This is a genomic window from Planctomycetia bacterium (genome assembly GCA_015075745.1).
Classification (GTDB): domain Bacteria; phylum Planctomycetota; class Phycisphaerae; order UBA1845; family UTPLA1; genus UTPLA1.
In genome coordinates this window covers 137298-150907 of record JABTTW010000002.1, presented here as the reverse complement: position 1 = coordinate 150907, position 13610 = coordinate 137298, and the positions used below count along the sequence as shown (strand labels likewise).

Sequence of the window (13610 nt, the reverse complement as noted above, 5' to 3'; positions counted from 1 at the left end):
CATAGACTAGGATGGGCTGGGGTACGATCTGAGCAATTAGATGAATTTAGGGTGCGATTCTTGGATTCTGCAGCGATAATTGAACGAGGCGAAATACACTCCTGTAACGACTTACTGAATTTCGTAGAGATTCTTCAGGATGTCAGCAGCTCGCTAATGTGGTTCCGTGGCGAGCAGAGCGCATTCGAAAAGCTTACTCCCCAGGTGTTTCGCGAGCCTAACTGGGCCAATCATGAAGCTAGCATGAGCAATGATTTCGTACTTCGTGCGCCAAGTCGCCATTCCCATACGCCGGATCTCAATGAGCACATTCGCTGGCTTTCGCTCATGCGCCATTATGGACTGCCCACCAGACTTCTTGACTGGACGGAATCGCCGCTGATTGGTGCCTACTTCTGTGTAACGATTTCGAAAACTAAGGAACACGAGGAAAAGGAAGGCTATATCTGGGTGTTGCTACCGGGCAGGTTGAACGATGCCACCTGTGGGATCAAGGGTATGCTAACCGCCGGACATCCCAAGGTGTCTGAAATCGCCAGGCACGCGTTTGATCGGGCTTCCGGTTCGACAACGAATGCTGACAACGTGCTTGCATTCGCACCTGAGGAATTTGATCGTCGGATAATTGCCCAAAAGTCAATGTTCACGATTCACCGAAGCGGCGAATGTCTTACCAAGATTGCTGAATATGGTTCCGTCGAGCAGGTCAACTGCTCAGCAAGTCTCGCTAGGATTGTCGTTCCCGCGAAGGCCAAGAAACAGCTTCGATCAGAACTTAGGGTGCTCGGAATTCGCGAGTCAGATGTCTTTCCAGATTTGGAGCACCTCGCCAATGAAATCTCCGATGCCGAATTCATTAGACGTCGCTTTCACGACTTGGGGTACGTTGGGTATTGACGAAATCAAAGTTCCTTGGTGCCATCCGCAACAGAGCCGGATCCGGTAGCATCAAGATGCGTATATGGGCATCGGCAGGGCGTCGGGGACATGCTACCTTATTGAAGACCTCTCCCATGCTCGGCCTAAAGCAGCAAACATTCGCCTCCAAGACTCCACGCCATTCATGTCTCAAGATGGATCAAGCGATCCAACCTCCCGACCCAAGGCGCGGACACTGAGCAAGTGTTGATCAATAGAGATCAATCCACCCAGTCCGGCAAGGAGGCGCACGATGCGAAATCCAATCCACTCACACCATTCGCCGTTCGAACTCTTGGCCCCGGCTCGGGTCAGGTCAATATCACTCAAAAACCGCCGGATTTGCGAACCGCCCCAACATGTGCCCGCCGCAAGAGTTGCAATCGAAAAAAATCTGCTGTGTCACTATATGTCACCTGCGATTTTGCAGGAGTTGTGCGCGATCCGCGCGATTGCCTTCACCCTGGACCACTCTGCCCCTCGATCCCTCGGCCCCTTTTTTCACCTATTGTCACCTTCGATTTTGGAGTCCGCGACGGTTCCCAAGCACGCCACCCACAAGAGGTGGCGCTACGGGGGCGCACCCTACTCGGGCAGCAACGTCGGTCCCTTCGTCATTCGAGAAACGCCACCCACAAGAGGTGGCGCTACGGTGCGACACGCGTCCGCCCTCCGGCTCTTCGCATTTCGAAGTTTCGATTTTTCGACGTTTCCACCAAAAACCACCCAAAACGCGAAGCGCCCCAACACGTGCCCGCCACAACACTTGCAAACGAAAAAAATCGCGTGTGTCACCGTATGTCACCTTCGACTTTGCAGGACTTACGCGCGATCAGCCCGCTGGTCTTCACCCAGGATCCCTCTGCCCCTCGATCCCTCGGCCCCTTTTTTTCACCTTATGTCACCTTGGATTTGTACGCTTTTGGCGCGGGAAAACGGCCGGCGGGGGACGAGAACATGGGAAGGGATTCCCATCGTTGGCCGTGCGAGAAGGGATTCACGCACGAGCGGAATCCTTCCGCTTTACAGCAGCGGGGTCGCCAGGCGGGCGGCGCCCATGGTGAGGTTTTGGAGGTAGGTCCACTTCTGCAAATACTCCGGCGTGATGCGGACGGCGCGCTCGCGCAGGGCGTCGAAGTCGGCGTGGAGGTCCTGGGCCAGGCCGGCGTCGTAGAGCAGGCTGGTCAGCTCGAAGTTGATGCGGAAGCTCCGCTCGTCCATGTTGGCCGAGCCGACCATCGCCCAGCGGCGGTCGACCACGACGGTCTTGGCGTGGAGCATGCCCTCGGAGTATTCGTAAATCTCCACGCCGGACTCGAGCAATTCCTCGTAATAGCTCCGTGCCGCCCACAGGACGATGCGGTGATCCGACCGGGCCGGCAGCATCAGACGCACGCGCACGCCGCGAAAGGCCGCCGACGCCAGTGCCAGTATCATGGCCCGATCGGGCACGAAGTACGGCGTGACCAGCGAGACGAAATGATCGGCGTCGGAGACGGCCGCGTTGAGGAGTTGATGCAGCATGTTCGGCCGGCGATCGGGCCCGCTGGCGATGATCTGCACCATCTGCGAGCCGGGAAGCTGGGGCTCGGGGAAGTAACGATCGCTTGCTGAAAGGTCCTCGTGGGCGGCGAAGTGCCAGTCCTCGATGAAGACCTCCTGAAGCTGGGCGACGGCGGGCCCGCGGATGCGGAGATGGGTATCGCGCCAGGGGCCGAACCTGCGCCGACGGCCGAGGTATTCGTCGCCGATGTTCTGGCTGCCGCAAAAGCCGATGCGGCCATCGATGATGACCGCCTTGCGGTGGTTGCGACAGTTGAGGTGGAATCGACGGCTGATGAGTCCCCACGGCAGAAAGAACGCAACCTTTACGCCACTGCGGCGAAGGGTGCGGACATAGGAGCGCGGCAATCGCCAGGAGCCCATGGCGTCGAGGAGAAGGCGCACCTCCAAGCCTTCGCGCGCCTTCTTCATGAGGAGGTCGCCGACGGCGCGGCCGGTTTCATCGTTGGCGAAAATGTAATACTGCATGTGAATGTGGGACTGAGCGGCCTCGAGGGCGAGGCTCATGGAGAGAAAGACGGCTTCGGCGTCGTGATGGATGGAGACATCGTTGCCGCGGGTGACGATGGACTCGCCGATGCGCACGGCCATGCGGATGAGCGAGCGCTGGGCGGGGTCGAGGCCGGGTTCGTCGCGAGCGTCGTGCGAGGCAACGGCCTCGGTGGTTTTGCGGCGGAGGTTTGGCTCGATCATCCTGCGGTGGTGATGACGACGGCGGACCTTGCGCTGGATGGGGACATTTCCGATGAGCAGGTAGAGGGCAAGACTGAAAAAAGGCAGAAGGAGAAGGGCGAAGATCCAGGCGAGCGTGCCGCGCGGGTCGTGCTTTTTGCGCAGCAGGTTTTCGATGACGACGATCGTCGCGGAGTAATGCAGGATGGACAGGATGGTCCAGGCGGCGGCGTTCATCGGGCACTAGTGCTAACCGAGCAATTCGCCGATGGCAACAGAGAGACCGGTCGAGGGCGGGCCGGATGAAAACGCACGAGCCGGCGGCTCATGCTACCCAGGGAGACAGACAAGTTGGTCCACTAGTGGCCGGGGAGATGCTCGACGAGCTGGTCGATCTCGTCCTCGGTGTTGTAGAAATGGGGGCTGGCGCGGAGGCGACCCTCGCGGGCGGCGATAACGGTGCGGTATTCCTGGCGAAGGTGGGAAACGATGCGGGCGTGATCGTGGGTGGATGAGACAAAGGCGACGATGCCGCTGGACTCGCCGGGCAAGCGGGAGCTGACGAGGCGGTAGCCCTTTTCGCGGACGCCCTCGACGAGACGATCGGTGAGCAACTGGACGCGCTCCCAGATCTTGTCGACGCCGAGTTCGAGGAGCCACTCGATGGAGGCGCCGAGACCCCAGATTCCGGCGAGGTTGTAGCTGCCGCCGTCGAATCGGCGGGCGTCATCGCGGAAGTCGAGGCGATAGTCGGAGAAGTTGAGCGGATTCTTGACGGAGAGCCACCCGACGGTGGAGGGCCGGAGAAGGCCGAGCAGCTCATGGCGGCAGTAGAAGATGCCGGCGCCTTCGGGACCGAGGAGCCACTTGTGGCCGTCGGCGCTGAGGAAGTCGATCTTCATGGCGCGGACATCGATGGGAACGCAGCCGAGCGCCTGAATGGCATCGACGCAGAAGAGGACGCCGCGCTCCTGGCAGATGGCGCCGAGCTTGGCGAGGTCGGTTCGAAAACCGCTGGCAAACTGGACAGCGGAGATGGCCACGACACGGGTGCGGTCGTCGATTAATTCGACGAGGCGCTCCAGCGGGACGCGGCCTTTGTCCTCCGGGACCATCTTGAGCTGGACGCCGGCGGAGCGGAGGTTCATCCAGGGATAGATGTTGGCGGGGAACTCGCATCCGGCGGTGACGATGTTGTCGCCCTTGGAAAAGGACAGGCCGTTGGCGACGTAGCTGAGACCCTCGCCGGTGTTCTTGACGAAGGTGACTTCCTCGGTGTGGCAGTTGAGCAGCTTGGCGGCGAGCTGGCGAACGCGCTTGGACTCGGGGTACAGGCCGCCGCGGGCGTAGGAATGACTTTGTGCCTCTTCAATGAAGCGGGCCATTGCGGCGGCAGCGCGGCCGGAGATCGGCGCAACGGCGGCGTGATCGAGGTAATTGTATTGCCGCGTGATCGGCATTTCGGCACGGATGGCGCTGATCTCGAGCATGGTCCTCGCTCCGGGGCCGGCCAGATTTCTGGTGGTCAGAGGATGAAACGGATCGGCCGCCCCTGTCTATTATATATACGAGAATTCGCGGTGCGGAGAATTTTCCATCGGGTCAGGGAGAATCGGCGCGGGGAATCTGGTTCCGAAAATGATTCGCTGACCGGGAGAGGCGGCGCAAAAAAAACGGGCCCGTGATCTTTCGACCAACCGGGCCCGTTTAATGGCTGGATTGCGAGTGCTTGGAGGCTTACACCACTTTGCGTCGTCGCTTGATGAAGCTGGTTATAGCGGCGGCGGACCCCAAGAGGATGAGGGTACCGGGCTCCGGGACGTTGGTATTGGTCGCGGGTTCGGGCTGTTCTTCGGAGACGGCCAATTCGAGACCTTCAAAGCCGGGGATCACGTCCGGCAGGCCGTTTTGCATGAAGCCGAGCGGGTCGTTCAGGAATGCAGTGACGAACATTTGCTGCATGATGAAGGACATGTCCTCGTCGCTGACGGGCTCGCCGGCCCGGATGCGGGCCATGATTTCCTCGACCTTTGCTTTCGATGAGTTGATGTCACCCGAGGCGCCGGAGATAGCACGCGGAAAGGCGGCGGCCTCGGTCTGGCCGAGTCCCTGGGCGAGGCTGGCCAGGGCGTCGAACATGATGTTGCCGGAAATGTTGATCGGCCCGGTATCGAAGTCGGTAACCTGCTCATCATGGACGACAAGGCCGTCGGCGGTCGATTGGCCGACGTTCATGACGCGCATGTCGAGGTCATAGAAGCCCAAGGCGTTCATCCGGCCGTTGGCGTCGACGAGGATGTTGCCGGACCATTGATAATCCTGAATCCCGGTATTCATGGTCACTTCGTAGTTGATGGGCACCGGCGAGAAGTTGGTCTGTCCGCTGAACACGTTGAATGCACGCTGGCCGGTTTGGGACCTGAAGGAAACTTCGGGAATGAGCGCGGTCGTGTAACCTACGCTGTTGTGAATGCCGACCGGCTGCGGGTTGCCAAGAAGTGTCGCGTCGGCACCGAGTTGAATCTTGAGCGGGCCCAGGTCGAGCGAATTCGGGTTGTTGAAACTATCGGGCCCAAAAAAGCGGAATTCCTCGTAGGTCCAGCCGTCGCCGGTTCGGTTGTAGCGAATGGCCTGATCGAAAATGTTGTTGTCAAAGAGCGGGCCGCCCCCCGGGAAGATGCTTGCGGTGCGATCGCCGACCTGGCGGAATGACTGGAAGAGAAACTGCTGCAAGCTGCTGAACTGGGCCTCGGCGGTGGGCGCGATGAACCCGGTTGAGAGGATGATGATGAAGACGAGCGTTTTTCGAAGCTGCATGGCAGTAACCTCCCGGCGGTGAAAGCGAAATCGCGCGTCTCGGCGCGTTGCAAGGCCTCACGGAGATATCGGCGGCCTGAGGGCGGGCCATAAGTCTCGGGATGGATCAGCGACGGATATGACTGATTCTGAAAAGGGGCGGGCGACGTCCGCTAACGAGGGCAACTGCGGCGCAGGTCAGACTATCAGCCCGAATAACGCGGCGGACGTTCGCATGCCAGCTTCGAAGTCGCGGAGATGGAAGAATTCGTTGGGGGAGTGGGCGTTGCAGTTGGGCATGCAGTAGCCAAGCATGAGGCTGTCGGCGCCCAGGACTTGCCGAAGCATCGGCAGAATCGGCAGGCTGCCGCCTTCACGAATCAAGACGGGCTCTTTTCCGAAACCGAGGGCGACGGCCTGGCGCGCGGCCTTCATCCCGGCGGAACGGAGATCGGCGAGATAGGGGTCGCAACTGGCGTGGGTCTTGATCTCGAGCGTGACGGTGTCGGGTACGCGGGCGCGGACGGTTTCTTCGAAGAGGCGTTCGATTTCCTCGGCGCTTTGATCCGGAACGAGGCGCATGGAGACTTTCGCACCGGCCATGGACGGAATGATGGTGCTTGAGCCTTCCTTCATGTAGCCGCCGTAGATGCCGTTTACGTCAAGCGTCGGCCGTGCCCAGCGTCGGTGAAGGATGCTGTAGCCCTGCTCGCCCCAACCTTTGGGACTGCCGAGGTCTTTGAGGAAGGCTGATTCGTCGAAGGGAAGTGAGTTCATCATTTTCACTTCATCATCCGACATTTCCTGCACGGAATCGTAGAAGCCGGGGATGTTGACGCGGCCTTCGGCATCGTGGAACGAGGCGATCAGCTTGGCGAGGACATTCGCCGGATTGGCGACGGAGCCGCCGAAGGTTCCGCTGTGCAGATCCTTCTTCGGCCCGCGAATGATGATCTCTTTGTAGACGAGCCCCTTGGTCGCGGCGGTGACGGCGGGAATGCCTTCGCCGAACTGGGCGGTGTCGTGGATGACGACATAGTCGCAGGCCAGTTTTTCCTTGTGTGACTTGATGAGCTTGGCGAGATTGGGCGAGCCGACTTCTTCCTCGCCCTCGATGCAGAACTTGACATTGACGGGGATGTCGCGAGCCGTCTTTAGCCACGCTTCGGCCGCGAGGATGGCGCAGAACATCTGGCCTTTGTCATCGGCGGCGCCGCGGCAGACGATCTTGCCTTCCTGAATGACGGGGACGAACGGGCCGGTGTGCCAGAGCGACAAATCGCCTTCGGGCTGTACATCGTAGTGACCGTAGACGAGCAGGGTAGGGCGGCCGGGATGCAGCGGGCCTTCGGCGAGGACGGCGGGCCAGCCTTCGGTCTCGACGATTTCGGCGCGAAGACCGGCGGCCTTGCATCGGTCGAGGACCCATTGGGCGGCACGGCGCATATCCGTGGCATGGTCCTTCTGTGCGGAGATGCTTGGGATTTTCAAAAGGTCGAACAGCTCGGCCTGGAAGCGGTCCTTGTGTTGATCAAGGTAGGAAATCGCGGCGTTGATGGCTTCGTTCTTCATTTCGCCCTCGCTGATTGAAAGTGTTTAGGCCGGTATTGTCGGGTGCTGTCCGGGGCGGGTCAAATGGCGCTGGACTGTAGGAAGGCGCGATGAGGAATTCAACCGGGCAGGGCGATCAGGAGAGCGGGATCACGATGGAAAACTGGCGGCCCCAGCGGCGCACGAGAAACGGCGTCGACGCGGCATCGGGATCGGGGATTCCGTCCTCGTTGAGATCGATGGTTGTGTCTTCGGTCAGGCGATTGTTCGCGTCGAAGATTCGATAGGTGAATCGCAGGGCCTTGGGATGAAGACCGTAGTCGGCGCCGAGCCAAACTGCCCGGTAACGGGCGTCTGCATCTCGCAAGACGCCGGTCGGCGACCATTCAATTCGATTGAAGAAGGCGGTCGTCGCGGCGGGGTCATTGTCAGGATTCGCGGGGTTCGGATTCGACGGATTGATGATATTCGCAGTTCCCCTCAATCGTGCCTGAAACTTGAGATTGTCCGGATTGGCGGTGTCAAAGGTATCGGTCACGTCGGGGGCGAGGCCGAACCAACGGGTGCGAAAATCCTCATCGCCGGTGTTCGGTGTGTTGTCAGGCCCCAAGGGGTCCACTCGGCCGCCGTCGGTCCATTCGATGCTGAAATCGGCGAGGCGCGTGGAAAAGGTGGAGCCGGAGCGAGTGTAGTAATCAATTTCGTTTTCGTCGGTGTAGCTGACCGAAGCGGGGGCGAGACTGGCCTGCCACAATGCACGGGCCGAAGGCAACGGGCCGTGGAAGAGGGCCGCGAAGGCGCCGGGGAAGGCGACGCGATCATTGAGGTGTCTGATCAGATTCGCGCCACCGGCCGCCAGTCCAGGGGACGGCTCCGAAACAACGGCGTCCATACGATTATTGAAAATCGGCATGAGCGATGGGGCGGTGTCGAGATCGGCGCCATCCAGCATTCCTGCGCCGCCGGAAAAGATGCTCATATCCGGCGGAAACCAACCGGGCACGGGCGGATTGGTCTGCAGGAAGATCAAGGCTCTTTGGAGAAACATCCATTCTGATGCCATGAGATCGGGGTCATCGGAGCCGAATTCGATTCCTCGCTGTCTGCCACCGGGCGTACCATCGGCGACGACGGGAATGCCCGGTCCGAAGTACATCAGCGCTTCGTCGCCGGAAGCGGGAGCGAATGCTGGATTGGAAGGGGTGCCGCGCGTGGGGTCGGTGAAGGATTCAAAGGCGCTTTCGCCGCCGTGTGCCGCGATGAAGACGAGCCTGTCGCGACGAAGTCGGAAATAGCGCGAGCCGCCCTTTGCTTCGACGCGGGCGAGCGTGGCCGGCGGGCTTTCGATGATGAGAAGACCGGGGACGATCTTTTCGAGCTTGTCGGACAGCTCATGTTGAAGGGCCGTGGAGGCCTCGATCACCCGGGCGTGTGCGGCGGTTCGGCCGGCGGCATCGGAACTGAGGTGGAGGACACCGGCGACGGTGATCATGGCGATCAGGAGCAGACCGATCGACACGGAGACTTCGAGGAGGGTGAAGGCGCGGCGCGCAGGGCGCATCGGCGATTTGGAGCGTACCATCATAGCGGCACCCTCCAATCGAGCACCGGCGACTCGCGACCGAGAAAGCCTGATTCAAAAGCGGGGGGGAAGACCCAGACATCGAACGCGTAAAACGGTGGGCCCGGAGAAGTCGGAAAATCAGGGTCATAAGGCACCAGACCGCTTGTTTCGCCAACGATTTCGACCGAGTAGTCGTCGATGATGTCGGATACGGTCAAGATCGTCCCGGCGCTGATCGGCGGCACTGGAGAAGGTCCATCGACCCCTCCGCGAACCATGAGCTTTGTGCCAATTGGCGCGAGTCTCGCCAGTTTTTTCAATTCGACTGCATGGGGCGGCGGAGGTACGACGACAACGCCGTTGGAGATAACGTTTCTACCATCCCACGCAACCAGCACACGCCACGGTACGGGCAATCGCCTATCGGTACGAAAAGCTCCAAGATCGGATGCAAACGCGGGAATAGTCAAGTCCTGCTCGGCGAAGAACTGCCTTCGGCGCTGCTTGCAGGCTGCCGCGGCGAATTCGAACGTGCCTGCGGCGAGACGGCGATAGAAGCCGTACCACACGATGCGATTAGGCGTGGTCATGAGCTCGGCATCGGTGAAGGGCGATGCGGACGGAGGCAGAACACCCGAGCCCATCGCCATGCACGGTGAGCTGTTGCGCAGGTTCGTGAAGGGGGCGAGCTTGTCACTGAGGATATCGAGGCCGAGCAGAGTGAGACGATTCGGGAATGGCGGCGTCACGGTGACGCCGGGCAGATAGCCGTTGGCCAAATTGGCATAGAGTTCGTCATCGGGGGCGAGGCCCTGGATCATCGCGTCCCAGCAATCGTTGCCGAGGGCGACATTGGACGTCGGGAGCAGGTACCACGGTGAGTCCCGGCCTACGAGTAGACCACCCGGGAGATAGACGGGATCCACCCAGAGATCGGCGGTGTTGACCTTGGCCGCGATCATGGCCTCTGCCTTGGAGAACAGCTCCATCGCGCGGAATTGCTCGGTGCTCTGGCGGTGTTCGGTCAGCGCAACAGGGAAGACAGCGGCAACCATGATGAGTCCGACGCCGAGGATGCTGAGGGCGATGGTGGTTTCGAGGAGGGAGAATGCCGAACGCGAACCGCCGGGACGCCTTCGCATCGCGCGCGGATTGTCACCCGTTGGCGCGACGCCGCTTCGACGAATGACCTCAGACTGTCGGGAGAGCGTGGTCATATCAGCGGTCCCCCGTAAGTTCTTCGCCGGAGTAGCGGTTCAGGATGACGGTCGACGCGAAATCGGCGTAGAGCCCGCCGGGCAGGGCCTCGGACAGCCAGAGCCCGACGACGCGAGAGGAGGTCTCCGTAGTTGCAGGCACTACCTGCCGGAGCTTCGGTCCCTCGGAGATGACAAAACCGCGCGTCGATGTAATCGGCGTGTCGCCAGTGGGGCCGCCGAAGACCAGGAATCGATCAGTGGCAGACAGGGACGGGTCCATGAAGATCGCCAGGTCCGGTGTTTCATCGATGAGCCGGTTGCGCTGGCTGGCCGGACGAAGCGAGCCGTCTCGCAGCGTGTAGGATCGCGTCGCGATCCGGCGCGTGCGGATGACGAGTTCGCCCGATCGATTGAAACAGAACGCGGCCCATGTCAGATTGTCCAACTGCTGGTCGGTGTCGCCGGAGAAGGGACGGCGCAGGTCGTCGTCGAAATCGATGGGATTGACGATGGCCAGCGGGCGACCGTTTCGGTCGAACGGCAGGCGGGCGCCGGAGTCGAGGACCGGGGCGAACGCATAGCTGTCCATGTTTGTCGGGCCGGTGACGGGGGCCGGGGGCGAGCCGGATGAGAACACGTCGAAGGGCCCGCCTCCGGACGGCGGATTGAGATGCCAGATTTCGAAGCGGCCGTTGTAGGGGTTTACGACCAGCATGGTTTCGATCTGGTTGGCGATGGCGTAGCTTCGGGCGAGCTTGGCATAGGTGAGGACGGCGTTCTTCGCCTGGGCGAGAATGTTCGCCTCGGTCGCCTTGTTGAAGGCGAAGGCACTGAACGACAGGGCGACGGAGACGACGGCCACGGTCACGAGCATTTCGATGAGGGTAAAGGCGCTCCGCGGGACAACCCGGGAGAAAGGCGCTGAGTCACCCGCGCATGAGGGCGCGGCGGCGCTGGCGTGGTCGCTGCGTGTCTGGCAGGCGGTCGAAATGTCGAAGCGCATCGTGTTCATGGGTGCATGACGACCGGATTGTCGTCCGCGTCGGCGATTTCCTGTACGGATGGGTTGATCTTCCAGACGTTTCCGAATTTCTTGTCGGGACCGGCGGACTCCAGGACGTAGCCTGAGGCCACCTGCGTCGCGGTCGCCGCCGCGGGCTGGTTGAAGGCCATGTTGAAGACGCCATAGGCGCTCGAGTCATTTGCGAGCGGCGCGAAGTCCACGGGAAGAAATCCTCGATGGGATGTGCGCGTGGCGTCGCGATATACCCAGAAATAGCGAAGCGGCGTGCCCCAGGGATCGAGAAAGACTTCGGCGGGTTTGGCCGCGCCGCCGGAGGGGACGCAACTCGTATCGAAACTCGGGACGAGAACAGCGGGTGATCCGACGCCGACGACCGTCTCGCTGGTGACAAGGTTCACGCCGCGCGGTTCGCCAATGAAAGGGCCATTGCCGGCCGAAGCGCGAAGTTGATAGGCAAGGCATACGTTTGAATTGACAATGTGACCTGACTGAGCAATCCAGTCGGCGGGCGTGGACAAATCGATTGTGTCATTGAAGTTCATGACTTCTTCAAACGGGCCGAAAGTGCTGTTGCACGTCGCGAAGACGCGGCCTGGAAACGCGTCGGGCCAGCCCTTGTCGGCAATGGTGACGGAACCGATTTTCCATTTGGGCCAGTACTCTGCGTAGCGGTCGGCGGCCTCGGCGATGAGCCGGAGTTGCAGCTTCGCGGACGCGGTTTTTCGCGATGCGCTCACGACGCGGCTGCCGACGACGAGGGCGCCGCCGAGGACGCCGATGATTCCAGTTGTGACCAGAATCTCCGCCAGCGACCATGCCGGGCGCCGCGAGCGGGTCGATCGGGATGTCAATTGAAGCCGCATCATTGTCGTCCTGACAGGCAAACCATTACACGAGAACTCCTCAGTGCCATCGCAGGCGATCATCCGCCGCCGCCGGTCAGGCTGTTTACCAAGCTGACCATCGGGAGAAACAGGGCGATGACGATAAAGCCGACGATGCCGCCGAGGACGATGACCATGACCGGCTCGAGGAGGCTGACCAGGCCGGCGACGAGGGTCTCGACTTCGTCGTCGTAGTTGTCGGCGACCTTGATGAGCATCTTGTCGAGGTCTCCGGTTTCTTCGCCGACGTCGATCATATTGACGACGAGGTTGTCGACGACCTTGGTGGCCTTCAGCGGACCGGCGAATGACTCGCCCTCGCGGATGGAGTCGTGAACCTTGCCCAAGGCTCGGGCATACACCTCGTTGCCGGAGGTGTCTTTGGTGATGTTGAGCGCCTCAAGGATGGGGACGCCCGCGGCGACCAGGGTGCCGAGGGTACGGGTGAATCTGGCGACGCCGGACTTACTGAGGATCGTTCCGAGGATGGGGATTTTGAGTTTCACGATGTCGAGGAACATGCGCCCTCCCTGGAAGCGCATGACTGTCTTGTAGGTAATGAGCATTAAGAATGGGGATACGAGGATATAAGCCCACCCGGGGATGAGCATCTTGGCCGGTTGCCCGCTGGCGTCCAAGGTGTCGCCGACCATCCAGTCGGACATATCGAGGAGGAGCTGGGTGATGCCGGGCAGGGCGGTGTCGAAGTCGGCGAAGATGGTCTTAAACTTCGGGACGACGAAGTACATGATGCCGGCCACGATCATGAAGGCGAAGCCGATGACGCAGACGGGGTAGATCATGGCGCCGATGACTTTTCGCTTGAGCTTCTGGGCCTTTTCCATGAAGTCGGCCAGGCGCTGGAGAATGACGTCGAGCACACCGCCCGCCTCGCCGGCGGCGATCATGTTTGAGTACAAGCGGTCGAAGACCTTGGGGTGGCGGGCCATCGCCTCGGAGAGCGTCGCGCCGCCTTCCACGTCTTCGCCGACATAGCGAAGGGCGACGCGCAGGGTGCCGGGCTTTTGCTGCTGTTCGAGAATGCGAATCGAGCGAAGAATCGGCAGACCGGCGTCCATGAGCGTGGAGAGCTGGCGAGTAAACTGGGTGAGCTGTTTGGTGGAGACTTTGCCGAGTGCCGCTTTTCGGCGCTTGGGCATTCCCCCGGCGCCGGCCGCGGCGGCCTTCTTCGCGCCGCCTTTCTGCTTGACCTTGGTCGGGAAATATCCAAGGCCGCGAATCTTGGCGATCGCGTCTTCGGATGTCGGCGCGTCGATCTCGTCTTTGACTTCCTGACCCGCCGCGTTCATCGCTTCGTACTGGAATTTGGCCATGGCAACGACTCCGCCTGAATGTCCACAAGGGATCGCGACCGTCGCCGATGGCCGGTTCAACGAGCCCATCGAAGCGCGGTTCAGAAGGTAAGCCACGGCGTCAAA

The 13610-nt window shown here is 60.9% G+C and carries 10 protein-coding genes; 1 reads left to right on the top strand and 9 read right to left on the bottom strand.

Features of this window, described 5'->3' with window-relative positions:
* Positions 1 to 60: 60 nt before the first annotated feature.
* Entirely contained in the window at positions 61 to 897 is an 837-nt protein-coding gene (locus tag HS101_14180; protein MBE7507414.1) for an FRG domain-containing protein, read from the top strand.
* A gap of 1044 nt (positions 898 to 1941) precedes the next feature.
* On the opposite strand, the gene cls is transcribed toward HS101_14180, so the two are convergent.
* The 9 genes from cls to HS101_14135 all read right to left on the bottom strand — a co-directional run bounded on the left by cls (position 1942) and on the right by HS101_14135 (position 13505).
* Complete coding sequence (gene cls, locus HS101_14175) at positions 1942 to 3390, bottom strand: cardiolipin synthase (protein ID MBE7507413.1); 1449 nt, start codon at positions 3388 to 3390, stop codon at positions 1942 to 1944.
* 122 nt (positions 3391 to 3512) lie between these two features.
* A complete protein-coding gene (locus HS101_14170) occupies positions 3513 to 4643 on the bottom strand; it encodes an aminotransferase class V-fold PLP-dependent enzyme (protein ID MBE7507412.1) in 1131 nt (376 codons plus the stop codon).
* 247 nt (positions 4644 to 4890) lie between these two features.
* On the bottom strand, positions 4891 to 5970 hold the full coding sequence (locus HS101_14165) for a PEP-CTERM sorting domain-containing protein (protein ID MBE7507411.1): 1080 nt from the start codon (positions 5968 to 5970) through the stop codon (positions 4891 to 4893).
* A gap of 177 nt (positions 5971 to 6147) precedes the next feature.
* Positions 6148 to 7521, bottom strand: coding sequence for a dipeptidase (locus HS101_14160; GenBank protein ID MBE7507410.1), 1374 nt, complete (start codon positions 7519 to 7521; stop codon positions 6148 to 6150).
* Between the two features lie 115 nt (positions 7522 to 7636).
* Positions 7637 to 9085: a hypothetical protein gene (locus HS101_14155; protein MBE7507409.1), complete on the bottom strand. Its 1449-nt coding sequence runs from the start codon at positions 9083 to 9085 to the stop codon at positions 7637 to 7639.
* Positions 9082 to 10281, bottom strand: a complete 1200-nt coding sequence (locus tag HS101_14150) for a hypothetical protein (protein MBE7507408.1) — start codon at positions 10279 to 10281, stop codon at positions 9082 to 9084. The genes HS101_14155 and HS101_14150 overlap by 4 nt, the downstream gene beginning before the upstream one ends.
* Before the next feature lies 1 nt (position 10282).
* Positions 10283 to 11275: a type II secretion system protein gene (locus HS101_14145; GenBank protein MBE7507407.1), complete on the bottom strand. Its 993-nt coding sequence runs from the start codon at positions 11273 to 11275 to the stop codon at positions 10283 to 10285.
* Positions 11272 to 12150: a type II secretion system protein gene (locus HS101_14140; GenBank protein MBE7507406.1), complete on the bottom strand. Its 879-nt coding sequence runs from the start codon at positions 12148 to 12150 to the stop codon at positions 11272 to 11274. Before HS101_14140 ends, HS101_14145 begins: the two co-directional genes overlap by 4 nt.
* 59 nt (positions 12151 to 12209) lie before the next feature.
* Positions 12210 to 13505 (bottom strand): type II secretion system F family protein, encoded by a 1296-nt coding sequence (locus HS101_14135; protein MBE7507405.1) that lies wholly within the window; start codon positions 13503 to 13505, stop codon positions 12210 to 12212.
* Positions 13506 to 13610 lie beyond the last annotated feature (105 nt).

Excerpts from the sequence above, each read along its gene's own strand:
- cls (MBE7507413.1), bottom strand. The coding sequence starts at position 3,390 with ATGAACGCCGCCGCCTGGACCATCCTGTCCATCCTGCATTACTCCGCG.
- HS101_14170 (MBE7507412.1), bottom strand. The coding sequence starts at position 4,643 with ATGCTCGAGATCAGCGCCATCCGTGCCGAAATGCCGATCACGCGGCAA.
- HS101_14165 (MBE7507411.1), bottom strand. The coding sequence starts at position 5,970 with ATGCAGCTTCGAAAAACGCTCGTCTTCATCATCATCCTCTCAACCGGG.
- HS101_14160 (MBE7507410.1), bottom strand. The coding sequence starts at position 7,521 with ATGAAGAACGAAGCCATCAACGCCGCGATTTCCTACCTTGATCAACAC.
- HS101_14155 (MBE7507409.1), bottom strand. The coding sequence starts at position 9,085 with ATGATGGTACGCTCCAAATCGCCGATGCGCCCTGCGCGCCGCGCCTTC.
- HS101_14150 (MBE7507408.1), bottom strand. The coding sequence starts at position 10,281 with ATGACCACGCTCTCCCGACAGTCTGAGGTCATTCGTCGAAGCGGCGTC.
- HS101_14145 (MBE7507407.1), bottom strand. The coding sequence starts at position 11,275 with ATGAACACGATGCGCTTCGACATTTCGACCGCCTGCCAGACACGCAGC.
- HS101_14140 (MBE7507406.1), bottom strand. The coding sequence starts at position 12,150 with ATGCGGCTTCAATTGACATCCCGATCGACCCGCTCGCGGCGCCCGGCA.
- HS101_14135 (MBE7507405.1), bottom strand. The coding sequence starts at position 13,505 with ATGGCCAAATTCCAGTACGAAGCGATGAACGCGGCGGGTCAGGAAGTC.